This window comes from uncultured Anaerofustis sp. (assembly GCF_938029165.1).
Taxonomy (GTDB): domain Bacteria; phylum Bacillota; class Clostridia; order Eubacteriales; family Anaerofustaceae; genus Anaerofustis.
Genome location: NZ_CALHFB010000003.1, coordinates 15,457 through 39,995 on the forward strand (window position 1 = coordinate 15,457; position 24,539 = coordinate 39,995).

A 24,539-nucleotide genomic window follows, 5' to 3' on the forward strand; every position below is an offset into this window, starting at 1 on the left:
GCTCTTTTTATTTTTTTATATTATTTATTTCATTTGATAATTCAGCAAACTGCTCTATTGTTATATTCTCCGCTCTGACTTTTTCATCAAGCCCTGCATTTATAAGAGCATCCTTAAGTAAATCTTTATTCAAAGAAAGTCCGTTGGCAAGAGAATTAAAAGCCATTTTACGTCTGTTCATAAAAGCAGCTTTAACTACTTTAAAAAACATTTCTTCGTTATCTACATTAACTTTACTTTCTTTCCTTGGTACTACCCTTAAAACAGTGGAATCCACTTTAGGCATAGGCACGAAAACAGTCTTTGGTACATTAAAAAGTCTTTCGACTTCTGCATAATAATCAACCGCTATGGTAAATGAAGAATAATCTTTTGTATTCACATTTGCATTTAGCCTTACCGCAACTTCTTTCTGAAGCATTACAACGATATTTTCAAACTTTACTTTATCTTCCAAAACCTTCATTAAAATAGGTGAGGTAATATAGTAAGGAAGATTAGATATGAATTTGATTTTTCTATTTTCTTGTAATGCCTCTTCAAGTATTTCACTTAAATCGGTCTTTAATATATCTTTATTTATAATCTCTATATTTTCATATCCGCTTAAAGTTTCTTCGAGCATATTTACAGCTCTGGTATCTATTTCCACCGCATATACCTTATACGCTTTTTCTGCAAGCTTTTGAGTCAGACTTCCCATTCCGGGACCGACTTCAAGAACTACTTCATCTTCTTTAAGTTCAAGTGCATCTACTATTTTTAAAACTATATTTTCATCTGTAAGAAAATTTTGTCCCAAATCCTTTTTAAATCTAAAATCGTATTTATTGGTTATCTCGCTTATTGTATTTTTATTTGTAGCTTTCATTATTATTTTCCTATAACACTTCTTACTTCTTCTATATTAAGGACCCTTGTTATATAAATAAGTGCAAGATATACCACCATGGCAACCAATATAACGACTACGGTCAATATACTGTTACCGAGAAAGCCTGCAAGGAATGTTTTTACAAAGAAACAAACTATACCCATGACAGCCGCACAAAACAAGTTTTTGATAAATGCCATACCAAGACCTCCATAAGTGGAACCAAGGAATTTTTTTATCGCTCTGTAGTCGAGGCTGGCAACGACCAAGTCCGCACCTAGAGTTCCGAGTATAGCTCCGTAAATATTAAGCCAAGGGATTTGTATCAATACTACATTCAAAATAAGTTTTATAACACATCCAATAGCTAAGTTTTTGACGGGAGTATTAAGAAGTCCGATCCCCTGTAAAATCCCCTGCATCGTTGTTGAAATCATTGTGAATACAATTCCTATAGCCAAAATCCTAAGCATATTAGCCCCATTTGCATCACCGAACAATAAAGTAGTCACTTCACTTGACATTACAACAAGTCCCGCAATACAAGGAAGAGCTATCATCAAAACTACTTTAAATGTTAAGAAGGTCTTTTGCCTTATTTGCTTCAAGTCTTTCTTTACAAAGGATTCACTTATTGTCGGAACGAGACTTGCCGCAAGAGAAGAAGATAAAATAAGAGGGATACTTATGATTGTCTGTGCCCTTTGTGAAAGCTGTCCCCAAAGCACCGTCGCTTCATTTACACTAAATCCTGCCTTTTGAAGAAAGGCAGAAACCGTAAAGGAATTGATTAAATTCATGGAAGAAGTAACTAAAGATGCAAGAGTAATCGGTATTGCAATAGAAGCAAGGATCTTTAAAATTGTTCTTGCATCTTCAGTTGATTTGCTTGTTTGCCTGCTTATCTGTCTTTTAAGCCTAGGTCTTACTTTTAAAAAGCACAGGAACAGGAAGAAACTCGCCACGAAAGCACCTGCGGTAGCACCAAATGTAGCACCTGCGGCACCAAAAGCGACGCCTAATTTATTATATAAGAATACCGCTAGTCCAAGACCTACAACTACCCTGGTTATAGACTCGACTATCTGAGATATACTCGGGGGAGTCATGTTCTGCATACCTTGGAAGAAACCTTTAAACGATGAAAGTATACATACACAAAGAGGTGCAAAAGCTAAACCGAGTATGGAATAATAAGTATCAGGATGCCATTTGAATACGGATATAAAGAAATGAGCTCCAAATAACATTATACTGGAACATATAGCACCAATAATCGCTAATGCTAAAATAGCAACCTTAAATACTCTATAAGCTCCGTCGTACTTCCCAAGGCTAATCCTTTCGGAAACCATTTTTGATATGGCAACAGGAAGTCCTATTACAGATATTGCAAGAAGGAATGTATATACCGGATACGCATTCCCGTATAAACCCATCCCAAAGTCGCCTAATATTCTTACTAAAGGCAGTTTTAAAAACATACCTAAAAATTTCGCTATTATTCCTCCAAAGGCAAGCACGGCGGCTCCCTTTAAGTAATTCTTCTTTTTAGCAGCACTCAAATCACATTTCCTCCCGAAAATTAATACTTTTACTATTATATACCTCAAATATTAAATTTCAATGTTTTTAACTCTTTTTTAATCTTTCCAAAGCATATTTAAAATCATCACAAAGCTCGGCTTCAAAGGTCCTAAGCTTGTTTTCTCTCGGATGAACAAAAGAAATGCTCTTTGCATGCAAAGCCTGATGAGAAATCAGTTCACTTTTATTTTCGTTATATAAACTGTCTCCGAGGATAGGATGTCCAATATAAGAAAAATGAACTCTGAGCTGATGTGTCCTTCCGGTAATAAGCCTTGCTTCTACCAAAGAATGATTTTTAAATTCCTCTATAACTTTATACTTCGTTATGCATTCTTTACCGTCACTGTCAACAATTCTTTTAAGCGGATGTCCTTCAGCCCTTTTTATGGGAGCGTTTATATATCCCTCTTTTTTGTTCATTACACCTTCTATAATTAAAACGTACCTTTTATCTATTTCATTATTTATGCTTTGATTTTGTATAAAATGATGAATATATTTGTTCTTTGCTATTACAACAATTCCGGAAGTATCCATATCCAGCCTGTTTACAAACCTAGTTTTAAAGTGTTTATTTTCACATTCCCACTTATGATATATTGCATTTTGAAGTGTATCCAAAGGATGTGACTTCGTTACATGAACTACCATTCCCGGCTTTTTATTTATTACGGCTATATCATCATCTTCATAGATAATGTCAATTTTCATATCGGTAGAAGGAGCATCAGCTTCCTCTACGGGAAAAGATACTTTGATTATATCCCCTTCTTTTAATACATCTACAAACATAGCCTCTTTATCGTTAATAAGAAGCCTGCCTTCACGTATGATATATCTAAAAGTACGAGAAGAATAATCGTACTCATTTTCTAAAAAATAGTATACATTTTCTCCCTCGTACTTTTTGTCTGTTTTATAAACATAAGTTGTGCTGAATTCTTTTTTATTTTTCTTCAAAATATTCCTCTAATGTTAAATTGTTATCGTGTATCACTTTAGCTAAAGTTTTTCCCACATATCTTACATGCCAAGGTTCATAACTATATCCGGTGATCTTTTCTTTTCCTTTGGGAAATCTTATTATAAATCCGTTTTTATAACAGTTATCCTCAAGCCATTTCCCCGCCTCGGTATCTCCTAAGCTTTCGGTCAATTTAAAGTTTACTTCTTTAGTTGTTACATCCATGGATAGCCCAAGCTGATGTTCGCTCTCTCCCGGTTTTGCGGAATAGAAATTAGCTTTTTCTTCACTTCCGTACTGAGCTATATTATTCTTATACACATCAACCTGCATTTTATAAGACCTAAACCCGCTTAAAGCATAAAAATCATAGCCTGCTTGTTTTGCATCCGCAAAAAGGTCTTCCAATGCCTTAGCAGCTTCTTTCCTAAGAGGTCTTACTGCTAAATTTGACTGAGCATAATCGACATTTGCCTCTACCAAATCCTTAGGTTTATAATCACTGGACAAGTGTCTGGTTTTATTTACGACAGCATCATATTCATTAGGATTAGTTATAATCATATTTTTACCTATTTCCTCACTTAAGTTATCTTTTATACTATAACTATATGATTTATTTAAGCCATTATAACTTACAATTACATCGACCCTCGAACCGCTTAAAATTCTATCGCTTACTTTTATGGTGTTGTTCTTTATATCCACATAATCTTTAACACCGTTTGTTGTAACTTTTACTTTTATTAATTTGCCGTCTATATCTTCGGTTACTTTAGTATTAAAGATATCCTTTACCATATCCTTGACTTTAAATCTATATGTTTTTCCGGTTTGTATATATTCACTATCCGGTCCTTCAAAAACGACCTGCTCTTTTAAAACTCCTCTGAGTTTTACATTATTTATCGTAGTGGTATTAAAAGGTTTATACTTAACCACAACAAAAATACCCCATGCGATCAATAAAAGAAAAACAATAATTATAACTTCTTTTATTCTTCTTCTGAATTTTCTCTTTTTTACTCTTCTTACTCTGATCGGACGACCGAATTCATCATACCTTACAGTAACATTACCCGAAGAGCTCCTTATCCTAGGATTTTTGTTAACACTTCGCCGTTTCTTACTCCGGCTAATTGTTTTTTTAGGCGCAGCTCTCCTATGAGAACTACTCTCTCTTTTAATTTGATTATTCATCACACTCAACTAAAGCTTCTTTTATTTTTTTAGGAGCGCTCATACACTTTTCTTCGCTTACCGCACAGACCGCAAACCTAAGCCCCGTCTGAAGAGGGATTACAAACAAATTCTTTTCCATTAACTTTTGTGATACCTTTGACGGATTTTTGCAAGGTATACATACAAAAAAACCATCTTTATAAGGATAAAGTTCTAAATCAGCTTCTTTACTCGCCTCTAAGAATGCATCGGCTCTTCTTCTGAGAAGTTTTACATAATGGTTCCTTTCCTCATAGAAAGGCTTACCTACTTTTTCATCATTTATTATAACCGTAAGGACTCTCATCGCACCTTTTGTTCCGTTGGACCAGGTCCCTCTGTTTGAATGAAGGTTAGTATAGAAAAATTCCTCTGCTATTTCTTCTTTGCTTGTTACACAAAGAAGTGCTCCGTTTCTAAGTCCGTACATCGTATATCCCTTTGAAGCCGAAAAAGCAAATAATACCAAAATATTCTCTTCAAGTCCCGCAAATTTCTCCATAAATGAACGTCTGTCAAACTTTTCATCACAAAAATCTATATAAGCAACATCAACAAGAATAATTATTTTATTCTCCTTATTCTCTGCTCCTGCTTTTAAAATATCTATTATTTTATCCCATTCTTCATTTGAAATCGAATATCCGGTCGGATTATGAGCAGGAGTATTGAATATTGTAAGAAGTCTTTTTTGTTTATTTAAATGATAATCGAACTTTTCTTTAAATGCTTCTATATCAAGTCCTCCATCATCATTAAACATGTTATAAGTATCTAATTTTCTGCTGTTTTCCAAGCATATTGTATTATATGGATCCCAATATAAACCGGAAGTCAGTATACTGTCTCCTATATTTGTATAATTAAATATAGCATGATGAATAGCACCCGATCCTCCCGGAGTTGCAACCGCTTTAATATATGCATTTGGCATATGCTCATTAAAGCATGCCTTTTTTACCGCTTGTAAAAAGTCATTATCTCCTTCTATACTCGCATAAGCAGCAATTTTAGGATTATCCAAATCTTTTAAATAACTATATACACTTTCAAATGCAACAAAATCTCCGTTATCCTCAAGCAACACACCCATAGAAGAATTTATAACATTTTCTGCACCATATTTTAAAACCGCCTCGCTAGCTTTGGCTGATATTGTAAAGATCGTATCATTTTCCACAGGCCTTATCGCATGATCCGCTACCATATTATTTGACATTTTTAGCCTCCCATTATCTTTAATATTTTGATTATATCAAATTTTTTTTTATAATAGTAGTAATTTATGAAAATTAAAGTATAATATAGGAAAAGGAGTGATTTAATATGAAGATAAATGCAGATAATAGTTATAAGCTAATTAAAGAAGAAGTAAACAATACTTACGAAGTTTTAAAAGACGGACTATCTATGGGTGAAATTACAGATATCCTCCTTCATGACCCAAAACATCCTGTAATGGGAATGCATAAATTATTTATGACAATAGCGATTGCTAACTTGGAAGCAAGAAAAGATATAATGGAAGACAGAGTTCTTACAAAAGCAGCAATATATATGGATTATTTTGATCACGGAGGAAAGATGGATGAATTCTTTATGACAAAACAAGACCTTCTTTATGATGATTTGGAATTTATTAAAAACAAATATTTAAAATAGTATTTGAGTATAAAAATAATTTTATTTACAAAAAAAAATTAATTACATAGAATTAAATTAAATATAAAGAATAGAGGATATCAAAAATGAAAGATGAAACGAAAGATAAGATTGTAGACATAATAGAAACATCAAAAGAAAAAACCGCAGAACTTATAGATAAAGGTTCAGAATACTTCGATGATGCAAAAGATAAGGTTCAGGAATACAAAGAAAAAGTAAAAGACAGCGAATTCTATAATAAGACGGAAGATAAGACAAAAGAATTTATAGATAAATCAAAAGATTTTACAAATGACAAAAAAGAAAAAATTGAGGCAATAATAAAAAAAGCAAAAGAAGATGAAAACTTCAAAGAAAATTTAAAGAAAGAACCTACAAAGACAATCGAAGATTTACTGGGAGTGGATCTTCCTGATGAAGAAATAAAGGAACTAGCAAACACTGTAAAATCTAAAATAGATTTAGACAAAATAGAAGATTTCTTTGATGATACAAAGAATAAAATAAAAAATTTATTTAAATAATTTTAAAAGCACAGATAAAACCTGTGCTTTTATTATATAATTATAAAAAATAAAACTTAAAGGCTGATAGAACGAAATATGAAAAAAATACCTGCAAAAACTATACTCTCAGGCTATAAAGAACATGGATGGTTCAATTCAAATTATAATATGAATTTATACAAAGGCTGCGTACACGGATGTATATACTGCGACAGCAGAAGCAACTGTTATAACATTGAAAACTTTGACGAAGTCGTTTTAAAAGAAAATGCTCTAGAGATACTGGAAAAAGAGCTAAGAGCAAAAAAGAAAAAAGGAATCATAATGACAGGCGCGATGAGTGACCCCTATAATCCTTTTGAAAAAGTTGAAAAAGTCACAAGAGAAGCTCTGAAAATAATCGATAAATATATGTACGGAGTAAGCATAATAACAAAATCCGATTTGGTAACAAGAGATATAGATATATTATCCAAGATTGCAACTCATTCAAGCGTAACTGTAAATATAACCATTACTACAGCAAATGATGAAATCACTAAAAAAATAGAACCTTTTGCCCCCTCAAGCAAAAGAAGGTTTGAGGCAATAAAAAAATTATCCGGAAAGGATATAAATGTAGGTGTACTCTTAACTCCAACTTTGCCTTTTATAAACGATACAAAAGAAAATATAACTTCGATTATAAAAGAAGCTAAAGAATGCGGTGCAAACTGGGTATATACTTTTCCCAACTTTGCGGTATCATTAAGAGAAAATCAAAGAGACTATTTTTACGAAAAACTGGACGAGTATTTCCCGGGAATTAAAAGCAGGTATATAAAAGAATTTGGCAATACTTATTGGTGTTCATCCCCCAATCAAGAAATTCTGTGGAAAGCTTTTAAAGATGAATGCAATAAAAATGATATTATGTACGACCACAGTCAAATAGATGAATTTATTATAAAAAGATATAAAAAAGAACAGCTTACTCTATTTTAAAGTTTACTTAATTAAGTAAACTTTTTTATTGATTATATTTGTATTAAAAACTCAAACATAGTATTATATGTTTATGAAAACAAAAGAATTAGATTTAAACATAAACGACCTTGAAATAATCGAAGATTTTTATACCTTGGCTATAGACGCAAAAGACGAAGACTTGGATGTAGAAAATAAATATATCAAAGACCAAGTATATAGTAATGAAGATTTTTCAGAACTCAATTTTTCGGATATGATTTTTGAAAACTGCAGATTTTTAGAGTGTTCATTTAAAAAATCAGGATTTGTAGACGTCTTATTTAAAAACTGTGACTTTTCCAACAGTGATTTTAACGAAGGGTATTTTTCAAGGGTACATTTTGTACTTTCAAAAGGAGTCGGAGCAGATTTTTTCAAATCAATAATAAAAGATACCTTAATAAAGGATTGTAATTTTAAGTATGCTAATTTTGACCTTACAAGTTTTGACTATGTAATTTTAAATGAAAGTGATTTCTCTAATGCGGGTTTCAGTGAATGCAAAATAAGAAAACTCGATATAAACTTTTGCAAATTTATTATGTCAAACTTTTTTAAAACAAGTTTAAAAGGACTTGATTTTTCAGATAGTTTTATAGACGGTATCATATTATCGGATAATTTCTCGGAGATAAAGGGTGCAAAAGTAAGTGAAATGCAGGCTATGGAGCTTGCAAAACTTCTTGGAATAATAATAGTATAATATTTAAATTTTGGAGTTATTAAAGTGAAAATAAAGCAAGTCAAATCAAAAAAAGAACGATTTATGGATCTATTATATTTAGGAGACGAAGATGAAGATATGATAAATAAATACCTTAAAAAGTCAGATATGTTCGTTTGCTATGAAGAGAATGAATTAATAGGACAAATAACGATTTTAAGATTAGCTAATAAAATTTATGAAATAAAAAATATATCCATATATGAGCAATTTCAGAAAAAAGGATACGGAAGCAAACTGATTAAATTTATTTTTGAGCATTATAAGAACAAAGCTTCAATTATAATATTAGGAACGGGAGAATGCGATAAGATAATATCCTTTTATGAAAACCTTGGATTTAAATATTTTATGAGAAAAAGAAATTTCTTCATAGATAATTATGACCATGAAATGTACGAAGACGGCACAAAGCTTATCGATATGTTATATTTTAAAAAGGTTATATAGGTAATTAAAATGAAAATAAATAAAGTTTATGCAGTCTATTTCAGCGCAACAGACACTACAAAAAGAACAGCGGAATATATAGCCGAGAATATTTCTAAAAAATTAAATATCGACTTAGGAATTGTAAATTTCACACCCAAAGAAAAAAGAAAAGAAATTATTGATTTTAAAAATGACGAACTGGTAATTTTTGCTACTCCGGTTTATGCAGGAAGAGTACCGAATGTACTGCTTCCATTTTTAACAAATAATATAAGCGGAGATAACGCTTTATGCGTTCCCGTAGTTTTATTCGGAAACAGGAATTACGATGATGCACTTATAGAACTGAGAAACATTTTAGAAAAAAATAATTTTCACTCCATTGCGGCGGGAGCCTTTGTCGGAGAACATTCTTTTTCAAATATTTTGGCAAAGAACAGACCGGACAATGAAGATTTTAAAATCATGGATAAAATGTTAGATTTGATTATCAAGAGAATAAGCAGTTTAGATACATACAGTGAAAAACCTATACAAGTAAATGGAGAAGACCCCATAAGACCTTATTACACACCAAGAGACAGAAACGGTAATAAAATAGATATAAGAAAAGTATTACCCAAAGTAAACCATAGGTGCAATGACTGTAAATTATGTGCAGAAGTCTGCCCCATGGGTTCCATCGATAAAGTTGATATAAGAAAATACAATGGAATATGCATCAAATGCGGTGCCTGTATAAAAAAATGCCCAATGAATGCAAGGTATTATGATGATGAAGGATACCTTTACCATAAAAGAGAACTTGAAGAAATGTATGTGAGAAGAGCAGAAGATGAAATTTTCTAATAATATTTATTAAATAGATCATAAACATAAAATAAAACTTTACTTTAATAAAATTTATAAAAAAGAGAATTATTAAATATTCTCTTTTTTTATATAAACCTTTTAAATTTAATTTTAATTGAAATATTTATTAATTCAGTTTTATAATTTTACTCTTCCACTCTAATAATTTAAATGTTTATTACTTAATAATTATATTTTATCATTTTACACTTTACTTTAACAAGTCAGATATTTATGCTGTCTAATTTTATAAAGTCTATAAATAACTTTTTTATTTACAAATAAACAAACAAAAATAAACATAAAAAGGGGTTTCATCATTATATTAAAGCACAATTACAAAATATCCCTAAGCTTAGGAAAATCGGTTTTTTAATTGACTTTTACCACCCTTGATAGTAAGATTAAATTAGACTTTTATTAAAAATAATCCTTGTAATTTTTAAGTAAGTTTTAGTAGGTAAAGGTAAAGGAGGAATTCATTATGAGTACCAATCATAATGCGGCTGGAGAAGCAGCTAAAAAAATATTAGAGCTTCTGCCGGGCGTTAATTGCGGTGGTTACGGCGGATGTGGTAAAGATACATGTCAGGAATGTGCCGAAGCTATTGCAAACGGAGCAAGTGTCGCGCTTTGTCCTGCATGCACACAAGATAAAGTAGATGAAATTGCTAAAGTTATGGGCACCGAGTCTGTGGAAGTTAAAGATGAAGTAGCCTTTATTCTCTGTAACGGGGATTCTGCCGGTAAAGAAAGATTTAAGGACTTGAAATCTTGCGCTGAAGCAGTAAACCTTGGATTTAAAAGAGGAGAATGTAGAGACGGATGTGTCGGACTTGGTTCATGTATCGATTTTTGTAAATTTGATGCTATGACACTTTCTAACGGAAGAGTAATAATCGATAAAGAAAAATGCAGCGGATGCGGAGCTTGTGCAAATGCAGAAAGCTGTGTTCAAAATATTATTACTATGATACCTAGAGACGCAACAAACTTTATCCCATGTTCTTCAAAAGAAGAAGATGACGAGAAGACAAGAGAAATCTGCGGATTTGGATGTATTGCATGTTCGGACTGCGTTAGAGCGTGCCCCGAAGGAGCTATAGATATCATAGATAATCATGCTGTTATTGACTATGATAAATGTGTGGGATGTGTAGCATGTACAGTAAAATGTAAGAAAAAAATCATCATAGACACAATGCATGATTTAACCGAGCTTAAAGACAAAGTTGCATTTGTAAAATGTAACGGAGGCAAAAAAGCAAGTGAAGTTTATGAAAATTTAGGGATTACGGACTGTGCGGAAGCAGTGGCTAAAGTTAATCCAAAAGATTATAATATCTGCACAACGGGATGTACGGGACAGGGTAACTGTACAAAAGTCTGCAGATACGATGCAATAAGCGTTGTAGACGGTACTGCTAAAGTAGACCCTGATAAATGCGTAGGTTGTAAAGATTGTACATATGCTTGCCCTAAGGATTTAATCGTTATGGTACCATACAAAGGAACAAAACTGGTTCCATGTTCTTCAACAGAAGATTACGAAGATAAAGCAGCAGTTTGTGACTCAGCATGTATCGGATGTGAAGACTGTAAAGTAAACTGCCCTAACGAAGCAATATATATGGAAGGTGCACATGCAGTTATAGACAGTGATTTATGCGAAAACTGCGAAGTATGTCAGTACATGTGTCCAAGAAACGTAATCGTTGAACAAGAAGTTCCGGATTATAACTACTTGCAAAGAGATGCTCTTGGCATCAGGGAAGGAGAGTGATTATGGTGAGAAAATTAAAAACAATGGACGGAAACACAGCAGCCGCTCATGTGGCATATGCTTTTTCCGAAGTTGCTGCTATTTACCCAATTACTCCGTCATCTCCTATGGCAGAGAGCATGGACGAATGGGTAGCGGACGGAAGAAAAAATATATTCGATGAAAAAGTTAAAATCGTAGAAATGCAGTCTGAAGGAGGAGCAGCAGGTGCGGTTCACGGTGCAATAGCAGCGGGAGCTTATACTTCAACATTTACAGCTTCTCAGGGACTTCTTCTAATGATACCTAATATGTATAAACTGGCAGGAGAACAAGCTCCTACAGTATTCCATGTTGCTGCGAGAGCACTTGCAAGTCATGCACTGTCTATCTTCGGAGACCACTCAGACGTTATGTCATGCCGTCAAACAGGTTTTGCAATGCTTGCTTCAAACAGTGTACAGCAATCAATGGATTTAGCTGCGGTAGCACATCTTGCTACAATAGCAGGTAAGCTTCCTATGGTTCATTTCTTTGACGGTTTCAGAACATCACATGAAAATCAAAAAATCGAAGTTTGGGATTATGATGATTTAAAAGAGTTGGTTGACTGGAACGCAGTAAAAGCATACAGAGAAAAAGCACTTCACCCTGCTCATCCTCATGCAATGGGTTCTGCAGAACAGCCGGAAACATTCTTCCAGCACAGAGAAGCATGTAACACAGCTTACGATATAACAGCTGATATCGTCGCTGAATATATGGATAAAGTAAATGAAAAAATAGGTACAAACTATAAACCATTTAATTATTACGGTGCTGAAGACGCAACGGAAATAATCGTAGCAATGGGTTCTGTTTGCGAAGCAGCTGAAGAAATAGTTGACTACCTCAATGATAAAGGTAAAAAAGTAGGTATCATTGAAGTTCATTTATACAGACCTTTCTCCAGTAAATATCTTTTAAATGTAATACCTAAGACAGTTAAGAAAATAGCTGTACTTGATAGAACTAAAGAACCCGGCGGAGTCGGTGAACCTTTATACTTAGACGTAATTTCGGCTTTAAGAGGCACAAAATTTGAAGATGCTAAAATCGTTGGAGGACGTTACGGACTGGGTTCTAAAGACACACAACCGGGAGATATCTTAGCAGTATATCAAAATCTTTGGATAGAAAATCCAAAAAACAACTTTACAATATCAATTACTGATGATGTTACCGAATTATCTCTTCCAACAAAAGAATATCCAAACGTTGCACCAAAAGGTACCGTAGCATGTAAATTCTGGGGACTTGGTGCCGATGGTACCGTTGGCGCAAATAAAAACAGTGTAAAAATCATCGGAGATTATACAGACAAAAAGGTTCAGGCATATTTCCAATATGATTCAAAGAAATCAGGAGGGGTAACTATATCTCACTTGAGATTTGGTGATAAACCTATCAAATCGACTTATTACGTTAAACAAGCGGATTTTGTAGCCTGTCATAACTCAGCTTATCTAAATCAATACGATATGGTACAGGATGTAAAACCGGGCGGATATTTCTTACTTAACTGCGTATGGAATGACGAAGAACTTGAAACATTCTTACCTGCAAAAGTTAAAAGATATATCGCAGAAAACGATATTCAGTTCTATACATGCGATGCCGTATCGATTGCTAAGAAAATCGGTCTCGGTGCAAGAAGGACGAACTCCGTACTTCAGGCGGCATTCTTTAAACTTGCTAATATAATCCCTATCGAAGATGCGGCTAAATACATGAAAGACGCAATAAATAAGACTTACGGCAAAAAAGGTCAGAAAATCGTCGATATGAACGTTGCAGCAGTAGACGAAGGTATAAAAAATGTTCATAAAGTAGAAGTTCCGGCTTCATGGAAAGATGTACCCGATGATGCACCTCAAGCAAAAATGGTGGGCAGGGACAAAGTACATACAGATTACTTAAACAATATTTTAAAACCGACAAATACTCTTAACGGAGATAAAGAACCGGTTTCTACTTTCTTATCAACTGCAGACGGAATGATCCCTGCAGGAACAGCTGCTTACGAAAAGAGAGGTATAGCAACGGACGTACCTGTTTGGCTACATGAAAACTGTATGCAGTGTAACTGGTGTTCTTATGTATGTCCTCACGGTGTTATCAGACCATTCGTTCTTGATAAGAACGAAGCTGAAGACTTTGAAGGAACGGCTGTAAAAATGAAGGGTGTCAAAAATAATTTATTCACAATAGGAATATCTTCTCTAGACTGCAGCGGCTGCGGACTATGTGTTGAAGTTTGTCCATCAAGAAATAAAGCCCTTAAAATGGTTCCTGCGGACGCAGTCGTAGTTGAAGAAGAACAAAAGGATTACGATTACCTATTTGCTAATATCGATGAAAAAGAACTTCCGTTCAAGGAAGATACAGTAAAGGGTTCTCAGTTCAAACAACCGCTTCTTGAATTCTCGGGAGCATGTCCGGGATGCGGAGAATCACCTTATGCTAAATTAATTACTCAATTATTCGGAGACAGAATGTTCATTGCAAACGCCACAGGATGTTCATCTATTTGGGGATGCAGTGCTCCAAGTACTCCTTATACAGTAAACAAAGAAGGAAGAGGTCCTGCATGGGCTAACTCTTTATTTGAAGACAACGCGGAATTCGGTTTCGGTATGGCTATATCAATGCAGACCAGAAGAAACGAAATGAAGAGTGCGGTTGAGAAATTAACTGATACTATCGGTGTACCTGCAAAAGCTTGGATAGCTTCAATGAACGATGCAAAAGCAGCGGAAACAACAGGTAAAATTTTACTTGAAGAATGTGAAAAGATAGCTGATTCAAACGAGTATGCTAAATACGTTGTCGATAACAAAGACATGCTTATAAAACCGTCTGTATGGATATTCGGCGGCGACGGCTGGGCTTATGATATTGGATACGGCGGACTTGATCATGTTCTGGCTTCAGGGGAAAATATCAATGTAATGGTATTTGATACCGAAGTTTACTCCAATACAGGAGGACAATCTTCTAAATCAACGCCTATAGGTGCTGTAGCTAAATTCGCGGCTTCGGGTAAAGCAGTTAAAAAGAAAGACCTTGCACAAATCGCTATGGCTTACGGATATGTTTACGTAGCACAGATCGCTATGGGAGCTAATCCGGAACAAACACTAAAAGCTTTAAGAGAAGCGGAAAATTATGATGGTCCTTCACTTATCATCGCTTACGCTCCTTGTATAAATCACGGAGTAAAAGCAGGAATGAACAGATCTATGCTGGAAATGAAAAATGCGGTTCGTTCAGGATACTGGAACCTACTTAGATATAATCCTGATTTAGAAGCAGAAGGCAAAAATCCTCTTTCTATTGACAGCCAAGCTCCAACTCAAAGCTACAGAGACTTTATCATGGGTGAAGTTCGTTATAACTCACTTAAACTTAAATTCCCTGACAGAGCCGAAGAGTTATTTACAAAAGCAGAAGAAGCTGCAATGGATAGGTATGACAACTTAGTCATGCAAAAGAAAAGCATGGATAAAAAGGAAGGAGGATGCTAAAAATGAAGATGTTTGAAATTACCGAAAAAAGAAAATTAAATGAAAATATGACTTGGCTGGTAATATATGCACCACTCGTTGCAAGAAAAGCCAAACCGGGACAATTTATCATCCTTCGTACCGATGAATACGGCGAAAGAATCCCTCTTACAATGGCAGGACATAACGAAGAAGACGGAACGATTGATTTGATTTATGCAACCGTTGGAAGAACAACCATGTTAATGGATCAGCTTGAAGAAGGCGATTGTTTTGCGGATATCGTAGGTCCTCTCGGAAAACCTACTCATATGGAAGGACTTAAAAAAGTATGCGTAGTAGGCGGAGGTTCGGGTAATGCTCTTGCATATCCCCTTGCTACGGGAATGCACGATCATGGTATCGAAGTAGATATGATTGCCGGTTTTAAAAATAAAGAACTGGTAATCTTAGAAGATGAATTCAGAAAAGGAACAGATAACCTATACATGGTTACAGATGACGGTTCCTACGGAGAAAAAGCTTTTACCACTGATAAACTTAAACAATTAATAGAACAAGGAAATAAATATGATGAGGTTGTAGCAGTAGGACCGCCTATCATGATGAAGCTTGTATGTAAACTTGCCGAAGAACATGGTATACCTTCTGTTGCATCTTTGACAGCTTATATGATCGACGGTTCCGGTATGTGCGGAGGCTGCAGATGTATCATCGGAGGAGAAAATAAATTCGTTTGTGTTGACGGACCCGAATTTGACGGTTCTTTGGTCGACTGGGATGAACTTATTCAAAGAAGTACATATTATGCCGATCAGGAAGCAGAAGACAGGGCACATGTTTGCCGTTTGACTGGAGGTGTTCGTTACCATGATTAATTTAATTAAAGAAAAGAACCCAATGCCGGAACAAAAACCCGACGTTCGTAATAAGAATTTTGAAGAAGTAGCTAACGGATATACTGAAGAAATGGCAATAAATGAAGCTATGAGATGTCTTAAATGCCGTAAAAAACCATGCATGTCAGGATGTCCCGTAATGGTTAAAATACCTGATTTTATAGCTAAAATCGCAGAAGGAGAATTTGAGGAAGCATATCAAATAATAAAAGAAACAAATTCACTTCCTGCTATCTGCGGAAGAGTCTGCCCTCAGGAAACTCAGTGTGAAGGGAAATGTGTTCATGCGAAAAAAGGTGAACCTGTTGCAATAGGTCGTCTTGAAAGATTTGCTGCCGACTGGCATGCTGCAAACTACGAAGATGAAAAGGTAGAACCCGTTAAAGGTAACGGTCACAAAGTTGCCGTTGTCGGAGCGGGACCTGCAGGACTTGCATGTGCGGGGGATTTGATAAACAAGGGATATGACGTTACAGTATACGAAAGTTTACATAAGACAGGTGGAGTTTTGGTTTACGGTATACCTGAGTTCCGTCTTCCAAAAGAAATCGTAGCGGCTGAAGTAAAACAGCTTGAAGATAAAGGCGTTAAGTTTGTAACCAACGCTATTATAGGAAAATCCATAACCGTTGATGAATTAATGAAAGAAGAAGGTTTTGAATCCGTATTTATAGGTACCGGAGCAGGGCTTCCTTCATTCATGAACATCCCCGGAGAAAACCTGATAGGTGTATGTTCAGCAAACGAATACTTAACAAGAATCAACTTAATGAAAGCATACCTACCTGAATACGACACACCAATCTTAAAAGCAAATAAGATCGCAGTTGTCGGCGGCGGAAACGTTGCTATGGACGCTGCAAGATGTGCAAAGCGTATGGGAGCTGAAGAAGTATATTTGATTTATCGTCGTTCTGCAGCAGAAATACCTGCAAGAGCGGAAGAAATCCACCATGCAGTGGAAGAAGAAATCGACTTCCGTTACCTAACAAATCCGGTTAAAGTTTTGGGAGATGAAAAAGGTCAAGTATGCGGGATAGAATGCGTTAAGATGGAACTTGGAGAACCTGATGCTTCCGGAAGAAGAAGACCTGTCGTAATCGAAGGCTCAAACTACGTCATAGATGTAGACTGCGTAATTATGGCGATAGGTACTAAATTAAATAAATTGATTTTAGAAACTACGGATAATCTTGAAGAAAATAAAAGAGGCGGGATTTATACAGATGATGACGCTGCTACAAACCGTCCCGAAATATTTGCCGGCGGCGATGCCGTTACAGGTGCAGCCACAGTTATCAAAGCAATGGGAGCAGGAAAAACCGCTGCTGCCGGTATAGATAAATATTTTGAAAGTAAAGAAAAATAATATATTTGTACTAAATAAAAAGAAACCTTGATAATAAGGTTTCTTTTTTTATCACTTAACGGGGCACTTCACCTGCAAGCAGACTCCGCGCCCCTATAATTCAACATACTTCAGTGCTAAAGCAAATCTTCTCTTCTTTTTTTAGTTTCCTTTAAAGCTTCATCCTTATAATACTCTTCTATTTTTTTATGATGACCTGATAATAATACCTCAGGAACTTTCATACCCATAAATTCCTCAGGTCTCGTATATTGACTCGCCTCCAATAACCCGTCTTCAAAGCTCTCGTTTTGATAGCTTTCGCAGTTTCCGAGAACTCCGTCTACATATCTGCTTACGGTATCCATAAACACCATTGAAGCAATATGTCCTCCCGTTAGGATATAATCCCCTATACTTATCTCTTCATCTACACAAAGGTCTACGGCTCTTTGGTCTATTCCTTCATAATGTCCGCATAAAAGTATTACTTCATCAAGGTCTGCATATTCTTTGGCAATCTCGCTGTTAAAAGTCCTGCCTCTTGGAGAAAAATAAATAACAGGAACATCTCTATTCTTTTTTATATCTTTTACACAGTCGTAAACAGGTTCGGCTTTCATTAGCATACCCGCTCCCCCACCGTAAATTTCATCATCGACTCTTCTATGTTTGTCCTTTGAGTAATCCCTGATATTTACTGCATTGATTTGTAATTTTCCGCTGTTGACGCCTCTGCCTATAATCCCGATTTCCTTATAGGCTTCTATCATTTCCGGATATAAAGTAAGTACATTAAAAATCATAGTATCTCCTAATAAACCAAATTCTTGGAATTTATTTTTATATATTCATCAATTTTTATTTCCAAGATATTCTCTTTTAAAGCAGGAAGCATTTGCTCTCTATTTTCGATTTTAAATACATAAATATCAACGGCAGCGTTGGTAAGCACATCCGACATGACGCCTATTTCCTTATCTTCTTCATTTAATACTTTTAATCCTTTTAAATCTTCGATAAAATACTCTCCTTCTTCCAGCCCCACACTGTCTTCTCTAAGCACTTCCACATATTCATTTTTTAATTTTTCCGCTTCGTTTCTGTCATCAAGCCCTTTAAGCTTTAGGATGATTTGGTCTTTATTTATTCTTGCAGCCGACACTTCATATTCTTTATTTTTTATAAAACATTTTTTTAAAATTTTAAATCTATTGATATCATCTGTTAATGGATGAACCTTCAGCTCCCCTTTTATTCCATGTACATTGAATATTTTACCTATTACGACATTATTTTTCATATTACCACTCTCTATGTTTTTTTATATTCTATCAAAAAAAATATTTCTTTTCCATATCTATAATAAATATTAATAAAATATGGTAAAATAATATATAACAAATTAGTATATATGGAGGCATAATTTTTTATGGATAAAAGAATAGAACAACTGGCACATAATCTAGTCACTTTTTCAACAAACGTTCAAAAAGGCGAAAAAGTACTTATAAATGCCGGAGGAATAGAAAATACTAGAGACTTGGTAAAAGCACTGGTAAGAGAAGTATATAAAGCAGGAGGATTTCCTTATTTAAAACTTACCGACTCAAGTATCAATAGAGAAATTTTAATGGGAGTATGTAAAGAACAGCTTGAATTTCAAAACGACTACGAATTATATCAAATGAAAGGAATGGATGCATATATAGGTATCGGCTGTTCGGATAATGCAAGCGAACTAAGCGACGTTCCAAGTGATAATATCTCGCTTCAGTCATCTGTTTTAAGACCTGTTCTAAGAGAAAGGGTAGATAATTCAAAATGGGTTATCTTAAGATATCCTAACGGCTCAATGGCTCAAAGTGCAAAGATGAGTAAGGACGCTTTTGAAGATTATTTCTTTGATGTATGCTGTCTTGATTATTCAAAAATGGCTAAAGCGGTAGAGCAATTAAAAGAACTAATGGAAAAAACCGATAAGGTAAGAATAAAAGGTCCGGGTACAGACTTAACATTCTCTATAAAAGGAATGAATGCAATCCCATGCTGCGGTAATATGAATATACCTGACGGAGAAATCTATACAGCGCCAATCAAAGACAGTGTAAACGGAACTATTTCTTATAACACAAAAAGCGACCACCTTGGGTTTATATATGAAAATATAAAATTGACATTTAAAGACGGAAAAATAATAGAAGCAACATCAAATAACAGTGAAAGAATGAACGGCGTATTTGATATGGACGAAGGCGCAAGATATGTAGGAGAATTTGCTATAGGCATAAATCCATTTATCAATGAACCTATGCTTGATACGCTATTTGATGAAAAAATCGCAGGAAGCATTCACTTTACTCCCGGCTGCTGCTATGAAGATGCCGACAACGGAAATAAATCATCTCTTCACTGGGACCTTGTATTGATACAGACAGAGGAAAAAGGCGGCGGAGAAATTTATTTTGACGATGTACTGATTAGAAAAAACGGAGTATTTGTATTAGATGAACTAAAAGGACTAAACCCTGAAAACTTAAAATAAAACCTATATAAAAGAGGGAAAGAAAATGAAAAAAATATTTGTGATACTATTATCAGCTTTGTTACTAATAGGATTTACAGGATGTGGATTTAACGTAAATAATGGTTTTAATATAGATGATTACGATGATACTATAAATAACAGCGATAGGATAGATGTAATAGTAGATGATAAAAGAGTTGATATGATTTCCGGACATAACAATATGGAAGACTTCGTAACGGCTATAAAGCTTGATGAATGGAAAATAAAAGAACTTCCAAATGATGCAAAAAAGAATGCAGAATTTGTTATGTACAAAAACAAAACAAAAAAAGCGGGAAATAAAGATAATTCAACAAAATTTATCCAGGTAGCAAAAATAATAACTTACAAAGACATCAATTACGTAACACTTAGTATTGCAAAAATGGAATTTGATTTCAAAATACCTGATGATGTATCGGACTATTTAAATACTTTTATATAAAAAACGAGGGAAAAATCCCCCGTTTTTTTAATACATAATATGTTTTAATAAAAATAGATATTAGTCATCGCATTCGCATGTGTCACATGAGCTGTTAGATGGGAAAAAATCCCTAAATGCTGAAATATCTTCACTAAGAAATGTTTCACAGAAGTTTGGTGCACATTCTTCTTCTCTGCATTCTTCAGGTATTGGACAATATCCGAATGTAGGAACCTTTAAGCTTACTTTAGATACAGCACTTACTACGATCACGAAACCAAGTGTCATAGATATTTGACATCCGCCTGATCTGTTTACACAGTTAGCTTCTACAAAGCATTCTGCTGTAGGAATAAATCTGCCTTGTCTTACGAATTTTCTGTTTAAGTCCATAACTGTACTTACAGGAATTCTGATCTTGTTGTCTGATTGTACACATCCCTTGCATACAGGTTTTGCTTCAACTGCTACTATTGAACAGTCACATTTTCTTCTAAGTACAGCATAGATCGGAACCGCAACAACACATTTTAGTCTTGCATGACATTCATCCATTTCTGTGAAGAATGGTTCATCTTCATATTGTTCAACTTCGGTTTCTCCGAATTGTGCATAAAGGAAAGTATATTCTGAGATATCTCCATTCAACGCTAGTTCAAATGTCATATTTTGAATACATTCTCTCTTTGAGCAGGCATCATAAACCTTATCAACAATTAGACATTCCACACCTCTTGTATTAGTATTACATGTTCTTTCTTCCACTTTTTAAATCCTCCTAAGTTTATGTTCTTATTTGTTATACACTTATATAATATGAGAAATATTATTTTGTGTTACTGATAAAAGTGATATAATAAAATTTATGAATGAACAAATTGATTTAATAACAAACATAGAAGAAAAAGAACTTGATGAAGCCCAAATAGAATGTGTAAACAGCGAAGAAAGAAATATACTTGCAATTGCAGGTGCAGGCTGCGGAAAAACCACAACCCTTCTCGCAAGAGTCAAATATCTGATTGAAAAAAGGAAAGCGGATAAAGATGATATACTCATATTAAGCTTTACTAATTCATCGACAAATGAACTTAAGGAAAGAATAAGAAGAGTGACCCATGAAGATATAGATGTGTTTACATTTCATAAACTGGGTAAAAGTATAATAAACAGTGTAGACGGATATGATGTTACCCTTTATAAGAACGGAGTCAGCAAGTTTGTCAGCCAGTATCTGGATATCAGACTTAAAAAGGGGAAGTATTATGAATTCTACGACTTTCTCATAAACCACTATCATGAATATGTACCCTTTAAAAACTTTGATAAGAAGGAACATGAATACAAATATCTTAAAGATAAAGCAATCATAAGCCTTGACAATGAATATAAAATGACCTTTGAAGAAAATGTGATATCCAACTATTTATTTTTAAACAAGATAAATTACGAATACTTCATGACAAACCCCTTAGGAGATGAGTTCAGAAAGCTCTGCTCGGGATTTTATCTTCCCGATTACGATTTATATGTATTTAACCTTTATATCGATAAAGACGGAAATAAGCCGATATGGGGATATCCTAAAAACAAAAGAATAGCACTTAAAAATTATGATTACTATATAGAGTTTTTAAATACTTACCCTGATTTTAAAGATAAATGCATATTTACATATTCTTATGACTTTGAAAATAATGAATTTGCGAATAAACTAAATGAGGAGCTAGATAGATATAATGTCAAAAGAAATTTTTCATACGATGATATAGATGAAGAAATATCCAGAGTCTTCGCCTATAATATCTCCTTCATAAAAAAACTGGCAGCTAATTTTATTACGCTTATGAAGACTACAGCAAGAAAAAGCGAAGATGTATTAAAAATAGATAACTATTACAATAAAGCCGAGGAAATCAGGTCTAAATCTTTTTATAAACTGGTACTTCCGATTTATGAAGCATATGAAAAAATTTTATATTACAATAATCAAATCGATTTTAACGACATGATTTTAAAGGCTACGGATTATGTAAACAAAGGATTATATTTAAAAGACTATAAATATATTTTAATAGATGAATTCCAGGATATTTCCTCTTCCAGAATGAGATTAGTGGATAGTATCTACAGAAAATCGGAAAGTGAAATATTTGCGGTAGGAGATGATTATCAAAGTATATTTCGTTTCACGGGAAGCGATATCAATATATTCTTTGATTTTGAGAGAGATTATAAAGCTAAAAAATATTTAATAGAAAACAATTATAGATTTGACAGTAACATAGCAAATTTATCAAATAAGTTTATCCTGCAAAATCCTCATCAAATAAAAAAAGAGCTTAAAAGCAAAAGAGCAGGTGTTTCTTCGGTAGAATTTTTAACTTCTCCAAATAAAAATAATCTTACAAAGCTATTCTTGGAAAAATTATATTCTCTTCCGATTGGGAGTAAAGTAATGCTTCTCGGAAGATATAAAAAAGATATTTTAAGATATTCAAAAACCGATGAAGTAGAAATCATGGTAAATGAGGAAAAAGAAGTAAATATAAAGGTCGTAAGAAGACCGGACTTGAATATCGAGTTCATGACCGTACACAAAGCAAAGGGACTTGAATGCGACTATGTTTTTATTCTAAATACATTTAATAATCTAATGGGCTTCCCCTGCAATATAACAGACGACAATCTCATAAAATTGCTTCTTAAAAATAAAGAAAACTTTTTATATGCAGAAGAAAGAAGACTGTTTTATGTGGCAATGACAAGGGCAAAAGAAAAGCTTTTTATAATGGTAGATCGTAACAGCTTATCACCATTCGTTGAAGAACTTTTGGAATATAAAATAAATATATAAAAAAGACTCTTAGCTTTCTAAGAGTCTTTATATTTTATTACAAATAAGCGCAGAGAGGAAGAACGATAAATCCAATGACACAAATCACTGTGGAAATATTAAATATAATACTTCCGTATTTGTTGGCAAATTCTTCTTCTCCAAAATCGTTTCTTATATGATTTATATTTATTATTGATATCGTCGTAGCAAGGATAGAACCTATCCCCCATACGTTTATAAAGAGTATAAGTCCCGGATTAAGCGTTTGAGAAAGCATATTTACCCCTACCATAATATTGGATACCGCACCAAACAAAGCCCCGGGAAGCATTGACAGAGGATCCACGCTATGATGAGAACAAATATATAATGCAATTATCGCCCATAAGCAGGTACCCATAAGAGCTATGGTACAAATTAAATAAAGTCCAAAGTTTGCTCTGTTTATTTCCAGTACCGATACGACTTCCGAATTGATTTCATGTGAGGCATTGATATCCTTAAGTTCCGGATCGTTTCTTATATTATCGTACTGCATTATATTACTTTCAACTTTATATCTCTTGACCTTAAAACCGTTTATATCCAGTGCACTATTATAAGAACTATACTTCTTATCCGCAATCAGCCTTACCTTATCGATTGTGTAATCCAATTCCAAATAGACTTTTAACTGATGAGATTCCAGAGGAAATCTCGTAGTCTAGAAATCTTTGGAAACAGTAACATCTACCCTTAAGGACTGATAATTTAAATTTCCTTTATGATAGTCTTTTACCATTTCTTTGTTGTTTATCGTTCCCTGGTAAATCCTAAAATGATTTGCCATATCAAGATCATTATTACCGTTCCATTTAAACCAGACCATCATCGTATATCTATACTTCGAATCCCTTATTGAAAATTCCTTTACCGTTTCAATATATTGCCCCGTAGTTACTTTCGCTGCCTTTTTTGATATGTCATCGGCAAAGGCTTCCACCTTTGGATCTATTTTTCCCGTGCTCTGCCAATACCCCTCCTCCGCGTTTTTATCATTTATTAAATGAACGCCGGCTTCGATTAAAAATACCGCACTAAGTAAAAATATCAAAACTACGCTTACCAGCAAATATTTTTTCTTCCATTTATCTAAATTAGATAATTTTTCTTTCATATAAATTTCCCCCAAAATTTAATTGAGCAAATACTCACAAGGAATAATTATATCACTTTTTTATAAAATGTGAAGTATAAAAATCAAAACTTCGACTTTTTTCGCCTATGTAAAAATAATTAAAAATGTTATAATATTTTTATAAAACAAATATAATT

23 protein-coding genes are annotated in these 24,539 nt (G+C 34.0%); 13 read left to right on the forward strand and 10 right to left on the reverse strand.

Annotated elements, in window-relative coordinates:
* Window positions 1-7: 7 nt before the first annotated feature.
* The 5 genes from rsmA to Q0516_RS00395 all read right to left on the reverse strand — a co-directional run bounded on the left by rsmA (window position 8) and on the right by Q0516_RS00395 (window position 5,868).
* Window positions 8-871 carry a 16S rRNA (adenine(1518)-N(6)/adenine(1519)-N(6))-dimethyltransferase RsmA gene (gene rsmA / locus Q0516_RS00375; protein ID WP_257479558.1) on the reverse strand — a complete coding sequence of 288 codons (864 nt, stop codon included), beginning with the start codon at window positions 869-871 and terminating at the stop codon, window positions 8-10.
* 2 nt (window positions 872-873) lie between these two features.
* Window positions 874-2,439, reverse strand: coding sequence for a polysaccharide biosynthesis protein (locus Q0516_RS00380; protein WP_294466258.1), 1,566 nt, complete (start codon window positions 2,437-2,439; stop codon window positions 874-876).
* A gap of 67 nt (window positions 2,440-2,506) precedes the next feature.
* Window positions 2,507-3,424, reverse strand: a complete 918-nt coding sequence (locus Q0516_RS00385) for an RluA family pseudouridine synthase (RefSeq protein WP_294466263.1) — start codon at window positions 3,422-3,424, stop codon at window positions 2,507-2,509.
* Window positions 3,411-4,628 (reverse strand): D-alanyl-D-alanine carboxypeptidase family protein, encoded by a 1,218-nt coding sequence (locus tag Q0516_RS00390; RefSeq protein ID WP_294466264.1) that lies wholly within the window; start codon window positions 4,626-4,628, stop codon window positions 3,411-3,413. Before Q0516_RS00390 ends, Q0516_RS00385 begins: the two co-directional genes overlap by 14 nt.
* Window positions 4,621-5,868, reverse strand: coding sequence for an aminotransferase class I/II-fold pyridoxal phosphate-dependent enzyme (locus tag Q0516_RS00395; RefSeq protein WP_294466267.1), 1,248 nt, complete (start codon window positions 5,866-5,868; stop codon window positions 4,621-4,623). Before Q0516_RS00395 ends, Q0516_RS00390 begins: the two co-directional genes overlap by 8 nt.
* A gap of 107 nt (window positions 5,869-5,975) precedes the next feature.
* Between Q0516_RS00395 and Q0516_RS00400 the strand changes: the two genes are divergently transcribed.
* The 10 genes from Q0516_RS00400 to gltA all read left to right on the forward strand — a co-directional run bounded on the left by Q0516_RS00400 (window position 5,976) and on the right by gltA (window position 17,411).
* Window positions 5,976-6,311: a hypothetical protein gene (locus Q0516_RS00400; RefSeq protein ID WP_257479553.1), complete on the forward strand. Its 336-nt coding sequence runs from the start codon at window positions 5,976-5,978 to the stop codon at window positions 6,309-6,311.
* Between the two features lie 86 nt (window positions 6,312-6,397).
* Window positions 6,398-6,838 carry a hypothetical protein gene (locus Q0516_RS00405; RefSeq protein ID WP_294466271.1) on the forward strand — a complete coding sequence of 147 codons (441 nt, stop codon included), beginning with the start codon at window positions 6,398-6,400 and terminating at the stop codon, window positions 6,836-6,838.
* Between the two features lie 78 nt (window positions 6,839-6,916).
* Window positions 6,917-7,804 (forward strand): radical SAM protein, encoded by an 888-nt coding sequence (locus tag Q0516_RS00410; RefSeq protein ID WP_294466274.1) that lies wholly within the window; start codon window positions 6,917-6,919, stop codon window positions 7,802-7,804.
* A 73-nt stretch (window positions 7,805-7,877) separates the two neighbouring features.
* Window positions 7,878-8,531: a pentapeptide repeat-containing protein gene (locus Q0516_RS00415; protein ID WP_294466278.1), complete on the forward strand. Its 654-nt coding sequence runs from the start codon at window positions 7,878-7,880 to the stop codon at window positions 8,529-8,531.
* A 24-nt stretch (window positions 8,532-8,555) separates the two neighbouring features.
* Window positions 8,556-9,002, forward strand: coding sequence for a GNAT family N-acetyltransferase (locus tag Q0516_RS00420; protein WP_294466282.1), 447 nt, complete (start codon window positions 8,556-8,558; stop codon window positions 9,000-9,002).
* A gap of 9 nt (window positions 9,003-9,011) precedes the next feature.
* Window positions 9,012-9,833 carry an EFR1 family ferrodoxin gene (locus tag Q0516_RS00425; protein WP_294466289.1) on the forward strand — a complete coding sequence of 274 codons (822 nt, stop codon included), beginning with the start codon at window positions 9,012-9,014 and terminating at the stop codon, window positions 9,831-9,833.
* Between the two features lie 487 nt (window positions 9,834-10,320).
* Window positions 10,321-11,619 carry a 4Fe-4S binding protein gene (locus Q0516_RS00430; protein ID WP_294466292.1) on the forward strand — a complete coding sequence of 433 codons (1,299 nt, stop codon included), beginning with the start codon at window positions 10,321-10,323 and terminating at the stop codon, window positions 11,617-11,619.
* A gap of 2 nt (window positions 11,620-11,621) precedes the next feature.
* Window positions 11,622-15,164, forward strand: a complete 3,543-nt coding sequence (gene nifJ / locus Q0516_RS00435) for a pyruvate:ferredoxin (flavodoxin) oxidoreductase (RefSeq protein WP_294466296.1) — start codon at window positions 11,622-11,624, stop codon at window positions 15,162-15,164.
* Between the two features lie 8 nt (window positions 15,165-15,172).
* Entirely contained in the window at window positions 15,173-16,021 is an 849-nt protein-coding gene (locus Q0516_RS00440; RefSeq protein WP_294466535.1) for a sulfide/dihydroorotate dehydrogenase-like FAD/NAD-binding protein, read from the forward strand.
* The gene (gene gltA, locus Q0516_RS00445; RefSeq protein ID WP_294466298.1) at window positions 16,014-17,411 is read left to right on the forward strand and encodes an NADPH-dependent glutamate synthase; all 1,398 of its coding nucleotides are present in this window, start codon (window positions 16,014-16,016) and stop codon (window positions 17,409-17,411) included. The genes Q0516_RS00440 and gltA overlap by 8 nt, the downstream gene beginning before the upstream one ends.
* Before the next feature lie 116 nt (window positions 17,412-17,527).
* Here the strand turns inward: gltA and trmD are convergent, their stop codons facing one another.
* Both trmD and rimM read right to left on the reverse strand, forming a co-directional pair.
* Window positions 17,528-18,196, reverse strand: a complete 669-nt coding sequence (trmD, locus tag Q0516_RS00450; RefSeq protein WP_294466301.1) for a tRNA (guanosine(37)-N1)-methyltransferase TrmD — start codon at window positions 18,194-18,196, stop codon at window positions 17,528-17,530.
* Window positions 18,197-18,204: 8 nt separating this feature from the next.
* Window positions 18,205-18,693: a ribosome maturation factor RimM gene (gene rimM / locus Q0516_RS00455; RefSeq protein WP_294466303.1), complete on the reverse strand. Its 489-nt coding sequence runs from the start codon at window positions 18,691-18,693 to the stop codon at window positions 18,205-18,207.
* A gap of 129 nt (window positions 18,694-18,822) precedes the next feature.
* On the opposite strand from rimM, the gene Q0516_RS00460 reads away from it, so the two are divergent.
* Window positions 18,823-19,935 carry an aminopeptidase gene (locus Q0516_RS00460; RefSeq protein WP_294466305.1) on the forward strand — a complete coding sequence of 371 codons (1,113 nt, stop codon included), beginning with the start codon at window positions 18,823-18,825 and terminating at the stop codon, window positions 19,933-19,935.
* A gap of 25 nt (window positions 19,936-19,960) precedes the next feature.
* Window positions 19,961-20,404, forward strand: coding sequence for a hypothetical protein (locus Q0516_RS00465; RefSeq protein ID WP_294466307.1), 444 nt, complete (start codon window positions 19,961-19,963; stop codon window positions 20,402-20,404).
* A gap of 60 nt (window positions 20,405-20,464) precedes the next feature.
* Here Q0516_RS00465 and Q0516_RS00470 read toward each other — a convergent pair whose 3' ends face one another.
* Window positions 20,465-21,151: a hypothetical protein gene (locus Q0516_RS00470; protein WP_257479541.1), complete on the reverse strand. Its 687-nt coding sequence runs from the start codon at window positions 21,149-21,151 to the stop codon at window positions 20,465-20,467.
* A gap of 100 nt (window positions 21,152-21,251) precedes the next feature.
* On the opposite strand from Q0516_RS00470, the gene Q0516_RS00475 reads away from it, so the two are divergent.
* The gene (locus Q0516_RS00475; RefSeq protein WP_294466313.1) at window positions 21,252-23,243 is read left to right on the forward strand and encodes a UvrD-helicase domain-containing protein; all 1,992 of its coding nucleotides are present in this window, start codon (window positions 21,252-21,254) and stop codon (window positions 23,241-23,243) included.
* Between the two features lie 37 nt (window positions 23,244-23,280).
* On the opposite strand, the gene Q0516_RS00480 is transcribed toward Q0516_RS00475, so the two are convergent.
* Window positions 23,281-23,880 carry a hypothetical protein gene (locus tag Q0516_RS00480; RefSeq protein ID WP_294466315.1) on the reverse strand — a complete coding sequence of 200 codons (600 nt, stop codon included), beginning with the start codon at window positions 23,878-23,880 and terminating at the stop codon, window positions 23,281-23,283.
* Window positions 23,881-23,928: 48 nt separating this feature from the next.
* Window positions 23,929-24,381: a hypothetical protein gene (locus Q0516_RS00485; RefSeq protein WP_294466317.1), complete on the reverse strand. Its 453-nt coding sequence runs from the start codon at window positions 24,379-24,381 to the stop codon at window positions 23,929-23,931.
* Between the last annotated feature and the right edge of the window lie 158 nt (window positions 24,382-24,539).